Origin of the sequence: Pseudomonas sp. B21-012 (genome assembly GCF_024749305.1) — a bacterium.
Taxonomy (GTDB): Bacteria; Pseudomonadota; Gammaproteobacteria; order Pseudomonadales; family Pseudomonadaceae; genus Aquipseudomonas.
In genome coordinates, this window is sequence record NZ_CP087197.1 from 32,637 (window position 1) to 50,323 (window position 17,687).

At 62.6% G+C, this 17,687-nt stretch carries 22 protein-coding genes; 12 read left to right on the top strand and 10 right to left on the bottom strand.

The features are described 5' to 3' along the window. Positions 1–9 precede the first annotated feature (9 nt). Positions 10–834 carry a shikimate dehydrogenase gene (gene aroE / locus LOY37_RS00145; protein ID WP_258716097.1) on the top strand — a complete coding sequence of 275 codons (825 nt, stop codon included), beginning with the start codon at positions 10–12 and terminating at the stop codon, positions 832–834. Here aroE and LOY37_RS00150 read toward each other — a convergent pair. Next, on the bottom strand, positions 831–2,402 hold the full coding sequence (locus LOY37_RS00150) for a SulP family inorganic anion transporter (RefSeq protein ID WP_258716098.1): 1,572 nt from the start codon (positions 2,400–2,402) through the stop codon (positions 831–833). The genes aroE and LOY37_RS00150 overlap by 4 nt on opposite strands. 65 nt (positions 2,403–2,467) lie before the next feature. After that, the gene (locus LOY37_RS00155; RefSeq protein ID WP_045200745.1) at positions 2,468–3,085 is read right to left on the bottom strand and encodes an NAD(P)-dependent oxidoreductase; all 618 of its coding nucleotides are present in this window, start codon (positions 3,083–3,085) and stop codon (positions 2,468–2,470) included. Between the two features lie 77 nt (positions 3,086–3,162). Here LOY37_RS00155 and LOY37_RS00160 point away from each other — a divergent pair, with 77 nt between their 5' ends. After that, positions 3,163–3,492, top strand: a complete 330-nt coding sequence (locus LOY37_RS00160) for a DOPA 4,5-dioxygenase family protein (RefSeq protein ID WP_045200742.1) — start codon at positions 3,163–3,165, stop codon at positions 3,490–3,492. 106 nt (positions 3,493–3,598) lie between these two features. Here LOY37_RS00160 and trpA read toward each other — a convergent pair whose 3' ends face one another. Both trpA and trpB read right to left on the bottom strand, forming a co-directional pair. Then, the gene (gene trpA, locus LOY37_RS00165; protein ID WP_258716099.1) at positions 3,599–4,411 is read right to left on the bottom strand and encodes a tryptophan synthase subunit alpha; all 813 of its coding nucleotides are present in this window, start codon (positions 4,409–4,411) and stop codon (positions 3,599–3,601) included. Next, positions 4,408–5,625 (bottom strand): tryptophan synthase subunit beta, encoded by a 1,218-nt coding sequence (gene trpB, locus LOY37_RS00170; protein ID WP_045200738.1) that lies wholly within the window; start codon positions 5,623–5,625, stop codon positions 4,408–4,410. The genes trpA and trpB overlap by 4 nt, the downstream gene beginning before the upstream one ends. A gap of 109 nt (positions 5,626–5,734) precedes the next feature. Between trpB and LOY37_RS00175 the strand changes: the two genes are divergently transcribed. Beyond that, complete coding sequence (locus LOY37_RS00175) at positions 5,735–6,631, top strand: LysR family transcriptional regulator (RefSeq protein WP_176794201.1); 897 nt, start codon at positions 5,735–5,737, stop codon at positions 6,629–6,631. On the opposite strand, the gene LOY37_RS00180 is transcribed toward LOY37_RS00175, so the two are convergent. Continuing rightward, complete coding sequence (locus LOY37_RS00180; RefSeq protein WP_045200734.1) at positions 6,628–6,954, bottom strand: YqjD family protein; 327 nt, start codon at positions 6,952–6,954, stop codon at positions 6,628–6,630. The two genes, LOY37_RS00175 and LOY37_RS00180, sit on opposite strands and share 4 nt — an antisense overlap. Before the next feature lie 153 nt (positions 6,955–7,107). On the opposite strand from LOY37_RS00180, the gene LOY37_RS00185 reads away from it, so the two are divergent. Beyond that, positions 7,108–7,323 (top strand): dodecin, encoded by a 216-nt coding sequence (locus LOY37_RS00185; protein ID WP_010222667.1) that lies wholly within the window; start codon positions 7,108–7,110, stop codon positions 7,321–7,323. Positions 7,324–7,427: 104 nt separating this feature from the next. After that, positions 7,428–7,652, top strand: a complete 225-nt coding sequence (locus tag LOY37_RS00190; RefSeq protein ID WP_093377672.1) for a DUF1161 domain-containing protein — start codon at positions 7,428–7,430, stop codon at positions 7,650–7,652. Positions 7,653–7,749: 97 nt separating this feature from the next. On the opposite strand, the gene LOY37_RS00195 is transcribed toward LOY37_RS00190, so the two are convergent. After that, positions 7,750–8,754, bottom strand: coding sequence for an LLM class flavin-dependent oxidoreductase (locus LOY37_RS00195; protein WP_093377667.1), 1,005 nt, complete (start codon positions 8,752–8,754; stop codon positions 7,750–7,752). Between the two features lie 186 nt (positions 8,755–8,940). Here LOY37_RS00195 and LOY37_RS00200 point away from each other — a divergent pair, with 186 nt between their 5' ends. Together LOY37_RS00200 and LOY37_RS00205 are read left to right on the top strand one after the other, a co-directional pair. Next, the gene (locus LOY37_RS00200) at positions 8,941–9,366 is read left to right on the top strand and encodes an OsmC family protein (RefSeq protein ID WP_213602820.1); all 426 of its coding nucleotides are present in this window, start codon (positions 8,941–8,943) and stop codon (positions 9,364–9,366) included. A gap of 73 nt (positions 9,367–9,439) precedes the next feature. Then, positions 9,440–9,673, top strand: coding sequence for a DUF1161 domain-containing protein (locus LOY37_RS00205; protein WP_045200726.1), 234 nt, complete (start codon positions 9,440–9,442; stop codon positions 9,671–9,673). A 3-nt stretch (positions 9,674–9,676) separates the two neighbouring features. Here LOY37_RS00205 and LOY37_RS00210 read toward each other — a convergent pair whose 3' ends face one another. Together LOY37_RS00210 and LOY37_RS00215 are read right to left on the bottom strand one after the other, a co-directional pair. Continuing rightward, entirely contained in the window at positions 9,677–10,090 is a 414-nt protein-coding gene (locus LOY37_RS00210) for a hypothetical protein (RefSeq protein ID WP_045200724.1), read from the bottom strand. Positions 10,091–10,143: 53 nt separating this feature from the next. Continuing rightward, a complete protein-coding gene (locus LOY37_RS00215) occupies positions 10,144–10,557 on the bottom strand; it encodes a hypothetical protein (protein WP_195885372.1) in 414 nt (137 codons plus the stop codon). Between the two features lie 66 nt (positions 10,558–10,623). On the opposite strand from LOY37_RS00215, the gene LOY37_RS00220 reads away from it, so the two are divergent. Next, positions 10,624–11,778: an aminopeptidase gene (locus LOY37_RS00220; protein ID WP_408980676.1), complete on the top strand. Its 1,155-nt coding sequence runs from the start codon at positions 10,624–10,626 to the stop codon at positions 11,776–11,778. Between the two features lie 4 nt (positions 11,779–11,782). On the opposite strand, the gene LOY37_RS00225 is transcribed toward LOY37_RS00220, so the two are convergent. Continuing rightward, entirely contained in the window at positions 11,783–12,433 is a 651-nt protein-coding gene (locus LOY37_RS00225) for an HAD family hydrolase (protein WP_093387231.1), read from the bottom strand. Between the two features lie 29 nt (positions 12,434–12,462). After that, positions 12,463–13,011, bottom strand: coding sequence for a gamma carbonic anhydrase family protein (locus tag LOY37_RS00230; RefSeq protein ID WP_045200720.1), 549 nt, complete (start codon positions 13,009–13,011; stop codon positions 12,463–12,465). Between the two features lie 91 nt (positions 13,012–13,102). On the opposite strand from LOY37_RS00230, the gene prlC reads away from it, so the two are divergent. The 4 genes from prlC (at position 13,103) to LOY37_RS00250 (ending at position 17,553) form a co-directional block, all read left to right on the top strand. Beyond that, positions 13,103–15,154 (top strand): oligopeptidase A, encoded by a 2,052-nt coding sequence (prlC, locus tag LOY37_RS00235; RefSeq protein WP_045200718.1) that lies wholly within the window; start codon positions 13,103–13,105, stop codon positions 15,152–15,154. After that, positions 15,151–15,429 (top strand): YheV family putative zinc ribbon protein, encoded by a 279-nt coding sequence (locus tag LOY37_RS00240; RefSeq protein ID WP_045200716.1) that lies wholly within the window; start codon positions 15,151–15,153, stop codon positions 15,427–15,429. The genes prlC and LOY37_RS00240 overlap by 4 nt, the downstream gene beginning before the upstream one ends. Positions 15,430–15,526: 97 nt before the next feature. After that, positions 15,527–16,588, top strand: a complete 1,062-nt coding sequence (locus LOY37_RS00245; RefSeq protein ID WP_258608730.1) for a PA0069 family radical SAM protein — start codon at positions 15,527–15,529, stop codon at positions 16,586–16,588. A gap of 245 nt (positions 16,589–16,833) precedes the next feature. Continuing rightward, positions 16,834–17,553, top strand: coding sequence for a carbonic anhydrase (locus LOY37_RS00250; protein WP_045200712.1), 720 nt, complete (start codon positions 16,834–16,836; stop codon positions 17,551–17,553). The last annotated feature ends 134 nt before the right edge of the window (positions 17,554–17,687 follow it).

The window sequence follows — 17,687 nt, forward strand, 5'->3', positions numbered from 1 at the left end:
ACCGCCTGAATGGACCAGTACGTTGTATTCGGCAACCCGATCGGCCACAGCAAGTCGCCGCTGATCCATCGCCTGTTCGCCGACCAGACCGGCCAGCAACTGGAGTACAGCACCCTGCTGGCGCCGCTGGATGACTTCAGCATGTGCGCCCAGGGCTTTTTCAAGCAGGGCCTGGGTGCCAACGTCACCGTGCCGTTCAAGGAAGAAGCCTATCGCCTGGTCGATAGCCTGACCCCACGGGCCCAGCGCGCGGGGGCGGTAAATACCCTGAGCAAGCTCGCCGATGGCACCTTGCAGGGCGACAACACCGATGGCGCCGGCCTGGTCCGCGACCTTACCGTCAATGCCGGGGTGCAACTGACTGGCAAGCGCATCCTGTTGCTCGGCGCCGGCGGTGCCGTGCGCGGGGTGCTGGAGCCATTGCTGGCGCACAAACCGGCTTCGCTGGTAATCGCCAACCGCACGGTGGAAAAAGCCGAGCAACTGGCCCGTGAATTCGCCGACCTGGGGCCGGTGGCTGCCAGCGGCTTCGATTGGCTTGAAGAGCCGGTCGACCTGATCATCAACGCCACCTCGGCGAGCCTTGCCGGCGAGCTGCCGCCGATTTCCGCCAGCCTGATCGAGCCCGGCAAGACCGTGTGCTACGACATGATGTATGGCAAGGAGCCTACGCCTTTCTGCCGTTGGGCCGGCGAGCACAAGGCGGCCAAGGTCCTCGATGGCTTGGGTATGCTTGCCGAGCAGGCCGCCGAGGCGTTCTACATCTGGCGCGGCGTGCGCCCCGACACCGCGCCGGTGCTCGACGAACTGCGCCGTCAACTGGCGCGCGGCTAATCTTCGAAGCGGATCGGGCAGTGCGCTGCCCCCTCCAGCTTGTGCAACTCCTCGATCACTTGCGCCCGCGCCCGGCGCAGCGTCAGGCTGCCGCCGGCACGACCCAGGCGGCGCGCTTCGCGATGAAGCATGTCGACCCCGGAATAATCGATGAAGTTGATCTGCCGGGCATCGATCACTACCTGCGGCCCTGGGCAACGCTGCAAGCGCACCTGCAGGTAGTGGCTGGCGCCGAAGAAGATTGACCCGCCCACCCGCAACACGTCGGCATCCCCTTCGCGGGACTGCTGCACCCGTGGCCGTGAGGTGCGTTTGAGGTAAAAGAACAGCGACGCCAGCACCCCGGCGTAGATCGCCGTTTGCAGCTCGAGCAACAGTGTTGCTGCTGCCGTTAGGGCCATCACCAGGAATTCCGAACGGCTGACGCGAAACAGCGCGCGGATCGCCCGATGATCGACCAGGCCCCAGCAGATCAGCAGGATGCTGCCGGCCATGGCCGGGATCGGAATATGCGCGATCAGCCCCGCCCCTGCTACTGCAAACAACGTTACCCACAGGGCGGAAAACACCCCGGCCAGGGGCGAGCGGGCGCCGGCCTCATAGCTGAGCCCGGAGCGGGTGAAGGAACCGGATGACAGGTAGCCGGAGAAAAATCCCCCGACCATGTTTGAAAGGCCCTGGGCGCGGATTTCCTGGTTGGCATCGATCAGTTGCTCGGAGCGTGCTGACAGCGAGCGGGCAATCGACAGGCTGGTAACCAGGCCAAGCATGCCGACCGCCACGGCGCTGGGTAGCAGACGCAAAATCAGCTCCAGGTCCAGCAGCGGCAAGGGGCTTATCGGTGGAAGCTGACCGATGAAGCCGGGCACCAACTGCACATGGCCGAAAACACCTGGGAGAAGCCAGACCAGCACGCTGGCCACCGCCAGAGTTATCAACAGGCCCGGCCAGCGCGGCTGCAACAGCTTCAACGCAATACCCAGCAGCAGCGTACCCAGCCCCAGCAACAACGAGGGCCAATCCACCTCCGGGGCATGCGCCAGCAGGTTTTGCACGGTCTTCAGGGCGGTGGCCTGGCTGGGCAAGTCGATACCCATCAGGTTGGGCAATTGCCCGAGGGCAATGACCAGCGCAGCACCGAGGGTGAAACCCAGCACTACCGAGTGCGAGACGAAATTGACCAGCGCGCCGAAGCGCAGCAGCCCCAGCAACCACTGAAACACCCCGGCGAGGAAGGTCAGCAGCAGGATCAGGGTGATGTAGTCACTGCTGCCCGCAACTGCCAGGGGGCTGATGCTGGCATAGAGGACAATCGAGATTGCCGCCGTCGGCCCGCAGATCAGGTGCCAGGACGAGCCCCACAGGCAGGCGATGATCACCGGTACGATCGCTGCGTACAGCCCGTACTCGGCCGGCAGCCCGGCAATCAGGGCATAGGCGATTGATTGCGGCAGGGCCAGGATCGCCCCGCTCAGACCCACCAGCAGATCGCGACGCACGCTGGCCCCGGTCTGGCGCGCCAACCAGGTGAGAAACGGCAGCAGTCGGTGGCGGTCAGGCCAGGCCATGGCACTCTCTATTGCAGGCGGAAGCTGTTCAGGGTGCGATGTCGGGCGCTCGGGTGCAAGCCGCGTCAGAAAACAAAGTTCACATGCTCGCCGTGGTGCAGCTTGAGCTCCAGGGCATCGACCATGGCCGCTGCCACTCGGGCCAGGCGTTGCAGTGGTTCGGCCAGGCCCGGCTCGAGGGTGCCATGGGTCTGGTGAAAATGCTCGATGCCCAGGCCGGCAACTTGCTGCGGGGTGTTGATCAGGGTCCAGTGCAGCGGGCTGCGCTGCAACAGGTCGACGATCCGTTCGGCGCAGGCCCGTTGCTGCCGATTGTGCCCCTCGCTTTGCTCCAGTACGGTGAAATCGCCCACCAGCAATAGCCGGCGTATAGTGGTGCGGGACATGCCGGCGATCAGCGCCTGGCTCATGCGCAGTTGCGTGGCAAAGTCATCGGGCGCCAGTGCTGGCAACAGGCAGACCACCGCCGAGCCGCCGGCCACGCTTTGTTCGGCCTGATCGGCAGTATCGAGGCCGCCGGTCTTGAAGTGCAGGCCGGGGCGCGGTGCCAGGGTATTGAGATCATCGACCACGGCGATCACCTCATGCTGGCGCTTGAGTAATTCGGCCATCAAGGCGCTGCCCAGGCTGCTCAAACCTCCAAGCAGGACCAGTTTGAACACTGGGGTTTCGGCATTTTTCACCAGATCACTCCATTGGCAACGGGTGATCGTTTGACCCGCGTAGCCAGGCGCAGGTTCGTTGCGATTAAGGAGTTTTCGTGCAAAGGATCAAGGGCTATCACGCGCATATCTACTATGACGCCAGCACCCTGGAGCAGGCTCGCCAGTTGTGCGAAGAAGCCGCTCGGCTGTTTCCGGTGACCATGGGGCGCATGCATCAGAAGCCGGTCGGGCCGCACCCGGACTGGAGCTGCCAGTTGGCCTTCGGGCCTGAAGTGGTGGGGGTGGTGCTGCCCTGGCTGGCGTTATATCGCCAAGGGCTGGTGGTGTTTCTGCATCCGTTGACTGGTGACGAGCTGGCCGATCATCGTGATCATGCGATCTGGATGGGGGCGGTGCGGCCGCTGGATCTGACTATTTTCAAGTAGTTTACAGCTCCGGGGTAGGAGCGGGCTTGCCCCGCGATTTGCGATCTGTCTGATGGACCGCAATCGCGGGGCAAGTCGAGGCGTCGCACCGCCGCTCCCACAGGGATCAGGCCTTGCGTGCACCCCGCACACCCTGGGCCAGCGCCGAGCACAGCTCGAGCACATCACCCACAGCCTGCTCGGCAGTGGCCGCATTGGCTATCTTGTCGACCAGCGCCGAACCGACCACGACGCCATCCGACAGCCTGGCAATCGCCGCAGCCTGCTCTGGCGTGCGGATACCGAAGCCGACGCTGATCGGCAGGTCGGTGTGCCGGCGCAGACGTTTGATGGCGCTGCTGACGTGTTCAGTGGTCGCAGAACCTGCACCGGTGACACCGGCAACCGACACGTAGTAGACGAAGCCCGAGCTGCGTTCCAGCACGCGCGGCAGGCGCACGTCGTCGGTGGTCGGGGTGGTCAGGCGAATGAAGTCGATGCCCGCGGCCTGGGCCGGGGTGGCCAGCTCGGCGTCGTGCTCCGGCGGCAGGTCGACGATGATCAGGCCATCCACGCCCACTTTCTTGGCTTCAGCCACGAAGGCCTCGACGCCAAAGCGGTGAATCGGGTTGTAGTAGCCCATCAGCACGATCGGCGTGGTCTGGTTGTCGACGCGGAACTCGCGAACCATTTGCAGGGTTTTCGCCAGGGTCTGACCGGCGTCCAGGGCGCGCAGGGTGGCGAGCTGGATTGCCACGCCGTCGGCCATCGGGTCGGTGAACGGCATGCCCAGTTCGATGACGTCGGCGCCAGCAGCCGGCAGGCCTTTGAGGATCTGCAGCGAAGCGTCGTAGCCAGGGTCGCCTGCGGTGATGAAGGTGACCAGTGCCGAGCGGCCTTCGGCCTTCAGTTCGGCGAAGCGTTGTTCAAGACGGCTCATGCCTGTTTCTCCTGGGCGGCCATATGGCTCATCACGGTTTGCATGTCTTTGTCGCCGCGCCCGGACAGGCACACCACCATCAGGTGATCCTTGGGCAGGGTCGGTGCGCGTTTGATCGCTTCGGCCAGGGCGTGGGAGGTTTCCAGGGCCGGAATGATGCCTTCCAGGCGGCAGGTAGTGTGGAACGCGGCCAGGGCTTCGTCGTCGGTAATGCTGACGTACTCGACGCGTTTCACTTCGTGCAACCAGGCGTGTTCCGGGCCGATGCCGGGGTAGTCGAGGCCGGCGGAAATCGAGTGGGCGTCGGTGATCTGGCCGTCGGCATCCTGCAGCAGGTAGGTGCGGTTGCCGTGCAGCACGCCCGGTACGCCACCGTTGAGGCTGGCGGCATGCTTGTCGGTGTCGACCCCGTGGCCACCGGCTTCGACGCCGATGATTTGCACGCTGGCGTCATCGAGGAAGTCGTGGAACAGGCCCATGGCGTTGGAGCCACCGCCGACGCAGGCGATCAGGCTGTCGGGCAGGCGCCCTTCCTTGGCTTGCAGCTGTTCACGGGTCTCTTTGCCGATGATCGACTGGAAGTCGCGGACCATTGCCGGGTACGGGTGCGGGCCCGCTACAGTACCGATCAGGTAGAAGGTGTCGTCGACGTTGGTGACCCAGTCGCGCAGGGCTTCGTTCATCGCGTCCTTGAGGGTGCCGGTGCCGGCGGTGACCGGAACGATTTCTGCGCCCAGCAGCTTCATGCGGAACACGTTGGCTTGCTGGCGCTCGATGTCGGTGGCGCCCATGTAGATCACGCAAGGCAGGCCGAAGCGCGCGGCGACGGTGGCAGTGGCCACGCCGTGCATGCCGGCGCCGGTTTCGGCGATCAGGCGTTTTTTGCCCATGCGCTTGGCCAGCAGCACCTGGCCGATGCAGTTGTTCACCTTGTGCGCGCCGGTGTGGTTGAGCTCTTCACGCTTGAAGAAGATCTTCGCGCCGCCGCAGTGTTCGCTCAGGCGTTCGGCGAAGTACAGCGGGTTCGGGCGGCCGATGTAGTCGCGCTGAAAGTACGCCAGTTGCTCGAGAAATTCCGGGTCGGCTTTGGCTGCTTCGTATTCGCGGGCAAGGTCGAGCACCAGCGGCATCAGGGTTTCTGCCACGTAGCGGCCGCCGAATGCGCCAAACAGGCCATTGGCATCGGGGCCGGCGCGGAAGTTGGTCTGGGTCATGGGTCGCTCCAGGGCGGTAGTGAAGTCGGGAATGGCTTTACTCTAACCACGACACGCGCAACTGAAAACCGATAAGATTGCGACAACATGTCAGGAAAACTCACACGTCATGCGCCAGGACCTGCCCCCACTCAATGCCCTGCGGGCCTTTGAAGCCACTGCCCGGCTCAATAGCGTCAGCCAGGCGGCCGAACAGCTACACGTTACCCACGGCGCGGTCAGCCGGCAATTGAAGGTGCTCGAAGAACACCTTGGGGTGGCCTTGTTCGTTAAGGAAGGACGTGGCCTTAAACTCACAGATGCCGGGGTGCGTTTGCGCGATGCCAGTAGTGATGCCTTCGAGCGCTTGCGCGGCGCGTGTGCGGACATCAGCCAGAGCGGCGCTGATGCGCCGTTCGTCCTCGGTTGCTCCGGCAGCCTGCTGGCGCGCTGGTTCATCCCACGGCTGGGGCGATTAAAAGCGGATTTGCCGGAACTGCGCCTGCACCTGTCGGCCGGTGAAGGTGATCTCGACCCGCGTCGCCCAGGGCTGGATGCCTTGCTGGTGTTTGCCGAGCCGCCCTGGCCTGCGGATATGCAAGTGCATGTGCTGGCGCAGGAGTGTATTGGCCCGGTGCTCAGCCCGCACTTTGCCGGGTTCAGCCGCTTGCAGCAGGCGCCAGCCGAGGCGTTGCTGACGCAAACCCTGTTGCAGACCACTTCGCGCCCGCAAGCCTGGCCAAGTTGGGCGGCGCAGCAAGGTATCGACCCGCAGGCGCTGCGTTACGGGCAGGATTTCGAGCATTTGTATTACTTGCTGGAGGCTGCAGTGGCAGGGTTGGGCGTGGCGATTGCGCCGCAACCGCTGGTAGCCGACGACTTGCGCGCCGGGCGCCTGGCGGCGCCATGGGGTTTTTGCGAAACCCAGGCCGCGCTGGCCCTGTGGGTGCCGCGACGCGCCGCAGACGGGCGCGCCGAGCAATTGGCCGGCTGGTTGCGCGCGGAGCTTGCGCGCCAGGCCGCTTAGTTACCGCGTTTGCACATCAGGTAGGCGGCCAGCAGGCCGAGGGCGCCAACGGCGACACCGGCGGTGGTCCACGGGTGTTCCTGGGCGTAATCGCGGGTGGCCAGGCCAGTCTCGCGGGTCTTGGTTTTTACTTCTTCGTAGGCATCGCTGAGCAGGCTGCGCGAATGGCGCAGGGCATTCTCGGCGTTGCCCTTGAGCGTCTTGAGGGTTTTGCGCGACTCATCCGAGGCATCGTCCTTGAGGCTTTCCAGTGACTTGAGCAGGCTTTCGATTTCCGCTTCCATGCTTTGCAGCGAAGCTTTACGCAGCGAGGTGTTGGCCATGGTGACTCTCCTTCGAGGTTGAGTTGAGCTGTGTAGGTTCCGACTACAGGCTGCTGGGAAAGTGCAGTCGAACTTTTAACGGCATTTACCCCTCGCAGGTAAAACAGCCCGGCGCTGCTAGGCTCTATCTCACATTAAAAAAGGAGATTGCTTATGTCTGATCATCACACCTACAAGAAAATCGAACTGGTCGGCTCGTCGCCCACCTCTATCGAAGAGGCGATCAACAATGCCCTGGCCGAAGCAGGCAAGAGCATCAAGCACCTTGAGTGGTTCGAAGTGGTCGACACCCGAGGCCATATCAAGGACAACAAGGCCGCGCATTTTCAGGTCACGCTCAAAGTGGGCTTTCGCATCGTCAACAGCTGATGCGGCGACACTGGCTTGTGCGGGTCAATTGCGTTACACAGTCCTGAGGCGCCCGGCCTTCCTGGCGCCCTTCTCTATTTTGATCTGAACAAGGAAAGCGATCGATGAAGAAGTTGGTAGTAGCGATAGGTTTGATGACGCTGGCCGGTACTGCGCTGGCAGCCGGCAAGCCATGTGAAGAGCTCAAGGGCGAAATAGCAGCCAAGCTGGACGCCAAGGGTGTCAGCGGCTACTCGCTGGAGATCGTCGATAAAGGCGCTGCCGCAGACGGCAAGGTCGTGGGTAGCTGCGAAGGCGGCACCAAGGAAATCGTCTACAAGCGCGGCTGATCGATATTGAATCCATCGCGGGGCAAGTCGAGTCGTCGCACCGCCGCTCCTACATGTGGGGCGGTGCGACGACTCGACTTGACCCGCGATGGGGCCCTCAGCTGCGCAAAACCGTCTGCGCCAGCAGCTCATAAGAGCGTATGCGGTCGGCATGCTCATACAGGTCGCAGGTGAAGATCAGCTCATCCGCCTCGGTCTGCTCCAGCAACACCTCCAGTTTGGCGCGGATTTTCTGCGGGCTGCCGACCATCGCCAGGCCCAGGAAGCTGCCCACCGCTTCCCGCTCATGCGGCAGCCACAGGCCGTCCATGGTCTCCACTGGCGGGCGTTGCACCAGGCTCTGCCCGCGCATCAGGGCGAGGATGCGCTGATACACCGAGGTGGCCAGGTAGTCGGCCTGTTCATCGGTCTCGGCCGCCACCAGTGGTACGCCAAGCATCACATAAGGCTTGTCGAGCACCGCCGAGGGCTGGAAGTGGTTGCGGTACACGCGAATCGCCTCGTGCATGTAACGTGGAGCGAAATGCGAGGCGAAGGCGTAGGGCAAACCGCGCATGCCGGCCAGCTGTGCACTGAACAGGCTCGAACCCAGCAGCCAGATCGGCACTTCAGTACCGTAACCCGGCACGGCAATGACCTTCTGCTCCGGCGTGCGCGGGCCCAGGTAGCGCATCAGTTCTTCGACGTCATCGGGAAAGTCGTCGGCACTGCCCGAGCGTTCGCGGCGCAGGGCGCGGGCGGTCATCTGGTCGGAGCCCGGCGCGCGGCCCAGGCCCAGGTCGATTCGCCCGGGATACAGGCTGGCGAGGGTGCCGAACTGTTCGGCGATCACCAGTGGCGCATGGTTGGGCAGCATCACCCCGCCGGCGCCAACACGAATGGTTGAGGTACCACCGGCCAGGTAGCTGAGCAGCACCGAGGTTGCGGAGCTGGCGATACCATCCATGTTGTGGTGCTCGGCCACCCAGAAGCGGTTGTAGCCAAACTTCTCGACGTGTTGCGCCAGGTCCAGTGAGTTGCGCAGGGACTGCGCCGGGCCGCTGTCGGCGCGTACTGGCACCAGGTCGAGGGTGGAAATCTTGATATCGGCAAGTTGCTTCATGGGCGTTGGCGCCTCCTGGGCAGTCGAGTGGCCGCAAACAATCCAACGGCCTTTCTAGCTCTGTATGGGCACATCTGCAGGAATCAATGCCGGGGCTTGTAATCCTTCTGAACTTGCCTGCGTCAGGGCTCTCTGAAATTAAGGCAAGGCGCGATATCCCGCGCCCCAGGGAGCTCAGGAGGCTTTATGAAAAAGACAGCATCAGCTATCTGGCAAGGTGGCTTGAAGGATGGCAAGGGCCTGCTTTCCACTGAAAGCGGCGCTCTCAAGCAGAACCCTTATGGCTTCAATACCCGCTTCGAAGGCCAGCCGGGTACCAATCCGGAGGAACTGATTGGCGCGGCGCATGCAGGCTGCTTCTCCATGGCCCTGTCAATGATGCTCGGTGAAGCGGGCATGACCGCCGAGCGCATCGATACCATCGCCGAAGTGACCCTCGACAAATTGCCGGATGGCTTTGCCATTACTGCCGTGAACCTGATCCTCAAGGCCAAGGTCCCCGGGGCTAGCGAAGCGCAGTTTCTTGAGATTGCCAACAAGGCCAAGGCCGGTTGCCCGGTGTCGAAAGTGCTCAACGCGAAAATCAGCCTGGATGCGACGCTGCTGAGTTAAGGCAGAACCGGGGCGCGCTTCTTGTGGTCAAATGAGGGTCGGTAGAACGACTGCCGCCACAAGGAGCTGTCCCATGATCCGTGTTGCAATCGCTGTGCTGGCTTCGCTGCTGGCAACCGCTGCGCTGGCCGCGCCGAAACCCTGTGAAGAGCTCAAGGCCGAGATCGAAGCCAAGATCCAGGCCAACAACGTGAGTTCCTACACCTTGGAAATCGTCAAGAATGACGAGGTCCACGACCAGAACATGGTGGTCGGCAGCTGTGAAGGCGGCACCAAGAAGATCATCTACCAAAAGAATGATCGCTAGGCCTCAGGGGGTGCAGAAGACGTCGTTGGACTCTTCGGCGACCATCTTGCGCTGGGCATCATAGAGGTAGGCGCTGGGCTGCATGGCCGGGGCCCGGGCTTCCAGGCGATAGCGCTGGCCGGCCTTGAAATGCGCGAACTTGATGGTCAGGTAGCAGGTGCGCTCGGTCGGGTCGGTACTGAATCCACCGGAGTAGATCTCGTAGTCGAACCGCACCACCAACTCGTGGGCACCGGGCGTCACCTGAAAGAACCGGCCATCGGTCAGGCGTTTGCCATCGAGCCGTTCGGCCATCAGTGTCTTGCCCGGCGTGATGGTGTAGAGGTCGACCCAGGCCTGTTTGTTATCCACAGGTGGCAGGGGGCTAACGCAAGCTCCAAGGGTACTGATTGCGAGCAGCATCACAGGCTGGCGCATGGCGAACTCCGACGTGCGGGTTACAAAGCATAAGCATAGCGCCATTCACGCCTTTAGGTACGCTGGCAGCCCGCCGGCTGGCCTTTGCCGACCACTTTGCGCTGTTCGTCATAGAGCTTGGCCCAGGGGCGGAAGCCGATGCTACCGGCTTCAAGCTGGTAGCGCTGGCCGGCACTGAAATCATTGAATTTCACATTGAGCTGGCAATCGCGCCACAGTGGCTCGTTGACCGGGCCGATATTGCTTGGCGTAACCGCAAACAGATAGCGCACGGTCAGCTCATGGCTGCCTGGCGGTACTTCGAAATAGCGTTTGTCGGCCCAGGCGCGCTCGTCTACTTCGACGGCGTGCAAGGTATCGTCCTCACCAGGGGCAAGGTCGATCCAGGCCTGGTTGGGGTCAGGCGCAGGAAGGCCGGCGCAGCCGGACAGAAGCACAACAGTGCTGACGACGAGCAGTGTACGCATGGCAAAACTCCAGCCGGGCAGGATAGTCTTGAAGCGGATGAGTACTTGAGCGGATACAGGACACCAATGCTTCGACTATTTCTTTTGTTGCGCTCAAGTCATGGGGCACTCGACCGTCTTTTTCGCTACTTGGTTCCCTTGTTGGCCATCGGGCTGCTGAGCGGTTGTGCCAGTGTCAGTTACTACGGGCAACTGGCCAGCGGTCAGTGGCAGCTGTTGCAGGCGCGCCAGCCGGTTGCCGAGCTGGTAGCCGACCCGGCCACCGACAGTAAATTGCGCCAGCAGTTGCTGCACGCCGAGCAAGCTCGCGCCTTCGCCAGCGCGCAGCTGAAGCTGCCGGACAACCGCAGCTATCGGGTTTATGCCGATATCGGCCGGCCCTTCGTGGTCTGGAACGTATTCGCCACACCCGAGTTGTCGCTGGAGCCGCAGACTCATTGCTTCCCCATTGCCGGCTGTGTTGCCTACCGTGGTTATTACAACCAGGGCGCCGCGCGCGGGGCGGCTGCGCTGCAGAAACAACAAGGGCTGGATGTCTATGTCGGCGGTGTCGAAGCCTATTCGACCCTGGGCTGGTTCGACGATCCGATCCTCAGCTCCATGCTTGGCTGGGGTGATGAACGCCTGGCCACGGTGATCTTTCATGAGTTGGCCCATCAACGCGTCTATGTCCAGGACGACACTGCGTTCAACGAGTCCTTCGCTACTTTTGTCGAGCAGGAAGGCACTCGCCAATGGCGGGCGGCGCGGGGCCTGCCAACGCTGGTCGAAGATGGCAGCCAGCAGCGCGAGCAGTTCGTCGCCCTGGTGCTGGCCAGTCGCGAACGGCTCAAGGCGTTGTATGCGGCGCCGCTCACCGAACCCGCCAAGCGTGCGGGCAAGCAGGCCGAATTCGAACGCTTGCGCCGTGAATACCGGGCCTTGCGCGATAACCAGTGGGGCGGTGTCGGACGCTATGACGCCTGGATCAATGCGCCGATGAACAATGCCAAGTTGTTGCCGTTTGGTCTGTACGACCAGTGGGTGCCGGCGTTTGCCCAGCTGTTTGCCGAGGTGGGCGGCGATTGGCAGGTGTTTTATCAGCGAGTAGAAGCTTTCGGGCGGCTACCCCTTGAGCAGCGTCAGCAGGCGCTGAAAAGCATTGCGGGGCAAGTCGAGTCGTCGCACCGCCGCTCCTACAGTGGGAGCGGCGGTGCGGCGACCCGACTTGCCCCGCGATAGGGTCTCAGCCGCGCTGGAACGCCTGGTGCAGTTGCGCCAAGGTCGCAAAGTGGTAGGCCGGCTGCTCCGCCGTCAGCTCTTCATGGCTACCAAAGCCATACCCCACCGCTACCGCTTCCAGGCCGTTGCTGCGGGCGCCGATCAGGTCGTGCTTGCGGTCGCCGATCATCAGGGTGTGCGCAGGGTCCAGGGCTTCTTCGGCCAGCAGGTGGCGGATCAGCTCGACCTTGTTGGTGCGGGTGCCATCCAGCTCGCTGCCGTAGATCACCTTGAAGTGCTTGGCGAAGTCGAAATGGCGGGCGATCTCGCGGGCAAACTCCCAAGGTTTGGAGGTGGCGATATACAGGGTGCGGCCCTGCCCTTGCAGGGTTTCGAGCATTTCGCTGACGCCGTCGAACACCTGGTTTTCGTATAGGCCGGTGACCTTGAAGCGTTCGCGATAGAAATTCACCGCGTCCCAGGCCTTGGCCTCATCAAAATCATAGAACTGCATGAAGGCCTGCAGCAGCGGCGGGCCGATGAAGTGTTCCAGGCGCGTCAGGTCCGGCTCGTCGATGCCCAGCTTGGCCAGTGCGTACTGGATCGAGCGGGTGATACCCAGGCGCGGGTCGGTCAGGGTACCGTCGAGGTCAAAGAGGATGTTTTGCTGGTGCATGGCGGTCTCGAATAAGGCGGTGGACAGGTTCACTCGGGCAGGTGATAGCCTTCGGCCAGGTGCTGGTCCTTGAGTTTGACGTAGTTGCCGGCGCTGTAGGGGAAGAACGCGCGCTCCTTCTCGCTCAGGGCGCGGGCCTGCTTGACCGGGCTGCCGACGTACAGAAACCCGCTTTCCAGGCGCTTGCCCGGCGGTACCAGGCTGCCAGCGCCGATGATCACTTCGTCTTCGACGACGGCGCCATCCATGATGGTACTGCCCATGCCGACCAGGATGCGGTTGCCCAGGGTGCAGCCGTGGAGCATGACTTTGTGACCAATGGTTACCTCATCGCCGATCAGCAGCGGGAAACCGTCCGGGTTGAACGGCCCGGCATGGGTGATGTGCAGCACGCTGCCATCCTGCACGCTGGTGCGCGCACCGATGCGGATGCGGTGCATATCGCCGCGGATCACCGTCAATGGCCACACCGAACTGTCGGCACCGATCTCGACATCACCCAGTACCACGGCACTGCGGTCGACAAAGGCGCGTTCGCCAAGCCTGGGAGTGTGATGCTGGAAGCTACGGATGGCCATGATAGTAATTCTCTTTGGTATGGATAGGGCTGCGGTCGGCGTCGATTGTAATTAAGATGGGGAAGTGTTTCTTCTGCCAAGGTGTTTAACCGTGAGTGCGAACAACCCGCTTCTGCAGTCTTATGACTTGCCGCCCTTCTCGGCGATCCGTGCCGAGCATGTGCAGCCGGCGATTGAACAGATCCTGGCCGACAACCGTACAGCCATTGCCGACATCCTCAAGGCCCAGGGCAAGAGCCCGAGCTGGGCCGGCCTGATCCTGGCCATGGACGAACTCAACGACCGCCTGGGCGCCGCCTGGAGCCCGGTCAGCCACCTCAATGCCGTGTGCAACAGCGCCGAACTGCGCGAAGCCTACGAGGCTTGCTTGCCGGCGTTGAGCGCGTATGCCACCGAAATGGGCCAGAACCGCGAGCTGTTTCAGGCCTATGAGGCATTGATCGCCAGCCCCGAAGCTGCCGGCTTCGATGTGGCACAAAAAACTATTCTTGAACACGCCCTGCGAGACTTCCGTCTGTCGGGTATCGACCTGCCGGCCGAAAAGCAGCAGCGTTACGCGCAAGTGCAGAGCAAGCTCAGCGAGCTGGGCAGCCGTTTCTCCAACCAGCTGCTGGACGCCACCCAGGCCTGGACCAAGCATGTCAGCGACGAAGCGGCGCTTGCCGGCCTGACTGATTCGGCCAAAGCACAAATGGCCGCCGCGGCGCAGGCCAAGGGCCTCGACGGCTGGCTGATCAGCCTGGAGTTCCCCAGCTACTACGCGGTAATGACCTACGCCGAAGACCGCGCCCTGCGCGAAGAAATCTACGCCGCCTACTGCACTCGCGCCTCCGACCAGGGCCCGAATGCCGGCCAGTTCGACAACGGCCCGGTGATGGCCGAGATTCTCGACCTGCGTCAGGAGCTGGCCGAGCTGCTCGGTTACGCCAACTTCGCCGAGCTGAGCCTGGCGACCAAGATGGCCGAGTCCAGCGACCAGGTGCTGAGCTTTCTGCGTGACCTGGCCAAGCGCAGCAAGCCGTTTGCCACCCAGGACCTGGCCCAGCTCAAGGCCTATGCCGCCGAGCAGGGTTGCCCGGACCTGCAGAGTTGGGACAGCGGCTTCTACGGGGAAAAACTCCGTGAACAGCGCTACAGCGTTTCCCAGGAAACCCTGCGCGCCTACTTCCCGATCGACAAGGTGCTGAGCGGCCTGTTCACCATCGTCCAGCGCCTGTACGGCATCGAGATTGCCGAACTCAAGGGCTTCGACAGCTGGCACCCGGACGTGCGCCTGTTCGAAATCAAGGAGCACGGCCAGCACGTCGGGCGCTTCTTCTTCGACCTCTATGCCCGCGCCAACAAGCGTGGCGGTGCCTGGATGGACGGCGCCCGCGACCGTCGCCTGACCGCTGACGGCCAGCTGCAGAGCCCGGTGGCCAACCTGGTGTGCAACTTCACCCCGGCCGCCCCCGGCAAGCCGGCGTTGCTGACCCACGACGAAGTCACCACCCTGTTCCACGAATTCGGCCATGGCCTGCATCACCTGCTGACCCGCATCGAGCATGCCGGTGTCTCCGGTATCAACGGCGTGGCCTGGGACGCGGTCGAGCTGCCGAGCCAGTTCATGGAAAACTGGTGCTGGGAGCCTGAAGGCCTGGCGCTGATTTCCGGCCACTACGAAACTGGCGCAGCCCTGCCCCAGGATTTGCTGGAGAAGATGCTGGCGGCGAAGAACTTCCAGTCCGGGCTGATGATGGTTCGCCAGCTGGAATTCTCGCTGTTCGACTTCGAACTGCATGCCAGCCACGGCGACGGCCGCAGCGTGCTGCAAGTGCTCGAAGGCGTGCGCGACGAGGTTTCGGTCATGCGCCCACCGGCGTACAACCGCTTCCCTAACAGCTTTGCGCATATCTTTGCCGGTGGCTACGCAGCCGGTTACTACAGCTACAAGTGGGCGGAAGTGCTGTCGGCCGACGCCTTCTCGCGCTTCGAAGAAGAAGGCGTGCTCAATGCCGACACCGGCCGCGCCTTTCGCGAAGCGATCCTGGCCCGTGGCGGTTCCCAGGAGCCGATGCTGCTGTTCGTCGACTTCCGTGGCCGCGAGCCGTCAATCGATGCACTCTTGCGCCACAGTGGCCTGAGTGAGGAAGTGGCGGCATGAGTGATGGGCCTGTGGTAACGAAAAAGCGCTTTATCGCCGGGGCGGTCTGCCCGGCGTGCAGCGAGCCGGACAAACTGATGATGTGGAGTGAAGACAGCGTTCCGCACCGGGAATGTGTGGCCTGCGGTTTTTCTGACACCCTTAACGAGCAAGGGCTGTCGGTGCCCAAGGAACTGGGTACGCGGGTCAACAAGGTCGAGGTGAAACCTGCCGCGACCACGGTGCAGACGGTGCAGTTCTTCCCCAATCCGAAGTTGAAGAAGACAACCGAGTAAACGTGCCAGCGCCAGCATTTTCGGCTGGCGCCCAGCGGTACTGGAATCGAACACTAGCCCCGTGTACTGTATATAAAAACAGTACCCGGGGTTTTTCATGTTCAATCCTCAAGGGCCGGTGCGGGGTCGTGGCACCGCGAGCAATCCCCATAACCGCTTCGCCCCGAATCGCTCGGTGGCCGAGGATGACGGTTGGTACCAGGAAGTGCCCCTGACCCAGGGTACCGAAGTACGCATCGAAACCGCCAAGACCATCATCACCCGCAACAACTCGCCCGACCTGCCCTTCGATCGCTCGATCAATCCTTATCGCGGCTGCGAGCACGGCTGTATCTACTGCTATGCCCGGCCCAGCCACGCTTATTGGGATCTGTCGCCGGGGCTCGACTTCGAAACCAAGCTGATTGCCAAGACCAACGCTGCCGCCGTGCTCGAACAGCAACTGAGCAAGCCTGGCTATGTGTGCGCACCGATCAACCTGGGCTCCAACACCGACCCCTACCAGCCCATCGAACGCGAGCAACAACTGACCCGGCGCCTGCTCGAAGTGCTGCTGCGCTACCGGCACCCGGTCACCATCGTCACCAAGGGCTCACTGATTCTGCGCGACCTGGACCTGCTCGCCGAGCTTGCCCGGCAGAATCTGGTACAGGTGATGATCAGCCTGACCACCCTGGACGACGAGCTCAAGCGTACGCTGGAGCCACGGGCAGCGGCGCCCAAGGCACGTCTGCGGGCGATCCGGGTGCTGACCGAGGCCGGTGTGCCGGTGGGTGTGCTGTGTTCGCCGATGATCCCGATGATCAACGACAGCGAGCTTGAGCACTTGCTCGAGGCGGCCAAGGCCAGCGGCGCCCTGAACGCGGCCTACATGATGCTGCGCCTGCCGCTGGAGGTGGCACCGCTGTTCGAGCAATGGCTGCTGGACCATTACCCCCAACGGGCCAATCATGTCCTTAGCCTGATTCGCCAGAGCCGCGGTGGTGAGTTGTACGACAGCCGCTTCGGTGCGCGCATGCGCGGCGAGGGGGTATTTGCCGAGTTGCTGGCGCAACGCTTCAGCAAGGCGATCCGCCGCCTGGGGCTGAATCGGCGCGAAGGCTACGCGCTTGATTGCACAGCGTTTTGTCCTCCAGGCGGGCAGATGTCGCTGCTCTGATTTCATTAATGGGTATTGGCCATTAATGTTTTTTTGCTATTATCCAGACACCTCTTTGAATCTCTGGAACGCCCGTTCTAGAGCCTCGCAATTCAGTTTGAGTTAAGTTTCGCCGAGTAGCGTAGGAATTCAGTCAACAACTGATGTGATGGTTGGCGCGCGTATTTCATCCAACTGTCATACGCCGTTTGAATCATCAACCCGGTAAAATGGACTTAACCCAAAACCGTCAAAGAGGATGAATCATGCCCGTCAAGGACCCATCCAAGGTTGTCCCGCAAGCCCCAGCCGAGAGCGCCGATGCCGCTCTGAAGCATATCGTCGACGGCTTCCTGCGCTTCCATCATGACGTTTTTCCCGAGCAGCAAGAGCTGTTCAAGAAACTCGCCACCGCGCAAAAGCCCCGTGCGATGTTCATCACCTGTGCCGACTCGCGCATCGTGCCCGAGCTGATTACCCAGAGCTCCCCTGGCGACCTGTTCGTGACCCGCAACGTCGGTAACGTCGTGCCTCCCTACGGGCAGATGAACGGCGGTGTGTCCACCGCCATTGAGTATGCGGTGCTGGCCCTGGGCGTTCACCACATCATCGTCTGCGGTCACTCCGATTGCGGCGCCATGCGCGCGGTGCTCAACCCGCAGAGCCTGGAGAAAATGCCGACGGTCAAAGCCTGGCTGCGCCATGCCGAGGTCGCCCGCACGGTGGTCGAAGACAACTGCTCCTGTGGCAGCGAGCATGAAAGCATGCAGGTGCTGACCAAAGAAAACGTCATCGCCCAGCTGCACCACTTGCGCACTCACCCGTCGGTGGCTTCGCGCCTGGCAGCCGGCCAGCTGTATATCCATGGCTGGATCTACGACATCGAAACCAGCCAGATCGAGGCCTATGACGCCGCCAGCGACAGCTTCCTGCCGCTAGCCCAAGGCCAGCCGATCCCCTGCGCCACCCCAAAAGGCCGCTACTAAGCGTCCCTGACACCCCCGCGAATCGCTGATTGACGGCTGCACCTGCCTGGTGCGGCCTGGTCATCGGCTGCCTTGAATCTCCCTGATTGCCGTGCCGGCGCCCGCTGGCGGTATGCGGCTGCGCGTAAGTCAGG

What these genes read in the sequence shown, in the direction of transcription:
- aroE (WP_258716097.1), top strand. Translation starts at nt 10, where the DNA reads ATGGACCAGTACGTTGTATTCGGCAACCCGATCGGCCACAGCAAGTCG.
- LOY37_RS00150 (WP_258716098.1), bottom strand. Translation starts at nt 2,402, where the DNA reads ATGGCCTGGCCTGACCGCCACCGACTGCTGCCGTTTCTCACCTGGTTG.
- trpA (WP_258716099.1), bottom strand. Translation starts at nt 4,411, where the DNA reads ATGAGCCGTCTTGAACAACGCTTCGCCGAACTGAAGGCCGAAGGCCGC.
- trpB (WP_045200738.1), bottom strand. Translation starts at nt 5,625, where the DNA reads ATGACCCAGACCAACTTCCGCGCCGGCCCCGATGCCAATGGCCTGTTT.
- LOY37_RS00175 (WP_176794201.1), top strand. Translation starts at nt 5,735, where the DNA reads ATGCGCCAGGACCTGCCCCCACTCAATGCCCTGCGGGCCTTTGAAGCC.
- LOY37_RS00180 (WP_045200734.1), bottom strand. Translation starts at nt 6,954, where the DNA reads ATGGCCAACACCTCGCTGCGTAAAGCTTCGCTGCAAAGCATGGAAGCG.
- LOY37_RS00185 (WP_010222667.1), top strand. Translation starts at nt 7,108, where the DNA reads ATGTCTGATCATCACACCTACAAGAAAATCGAACTGGTCGGCTCGTCG.
- LOY37_RS00190 (WP_093377672.1), top strand. Translation starts at nt 7,428, where the DNA reads ATGAAGAAGTTGGTAGTAGCGATAGGTTTGATGACGCTGGCCGGTACT.
- LOY37_RS00195 (WP_093377667.1), bottom strand. Translation starts at nt 8,754, where the DNA reads ATGAAGCAACTTGCCGATATCAAGATTTCCACCCTCGACCTGGTGCCA.
- LOY37_RS00200 (WP_213602820.1), top strand. Translation starts at nt 8,941, where the DNA reads ATGAAAAAGACAGCATCAGCTATCTGGCAAGGTGGCTTGAAGGATGGC.
- LOY37_RS00205 (WP_045200726.1), top strand. Translation starts at nt 9,440, where the DNA reads ATGATCCGTGTTGCAATCGCTGTGCTGGCTTCGCTGCTGGCAACCGCT.
- LOY37_RS00210 (WP_045200724.1), bottom strand. Translation starts at nt 10,090, where the DNA reads ATGCGCCAGCCTGTGATGCTGCTCGCAATCAGTACCCTTGGAGCTTGC.
- LOY37_RS00215 (WP_195885372.1), bottom strand. Translation starts at nt 10,557, where the DNA reads ATGCGTACACTGCTCGTCGTCAGCACTGTTGTGCTTCTGTCCGGCTGC.
- LOY37_RS00220 (WP_408980676.1), top strand. Translation starts at nt 10,624, where the DNA reads ATGCTTCGACTATTTCTTTTGTTGCGCTCAAGTCATGGGGCACTCGAC.
- LOY37_RS00225 (WP_093387231.1), bottom strand. Translation starts at nt 12,433, where the DNA reads ATGCACCAGCAAAACATCCTCTTTGACCTCGACGGTACCCTGACCGAC.
- LOY37_RS00230 (WP_045200720.1), bottom strand. Translation starts at nt 13,011, where the DNA reads ATGGCCATCCGTAGCTTCCAGCATCACACTCCCAGGCTTGGCGAACGC.
- LOY37_RS00240 (WP_045200716.1), top strand. Translation starts at nt 15,151, where the DNA reads ATGAGTGATGGGCCTGTGGTAACGAAAAAGCGCTTTATCGCCGGGGCG.
- LOY37_RS00245 (WP_258608730.1), top strand. Translation starts at nt 15,527, where the DNA reads ATGTTCAATCCTCAAGGGCCGGTGCGGGGTCGTGGCACCGCGAGCAAT.
- LOY37_RS00250 (WP_045200712.1), top strand. Translation starts at nt 16,834, where the DNA reads ATGCCCGTCAAGGACCCATCCAAGGTTGTCCCGCAAGCCCCAGCCGAG.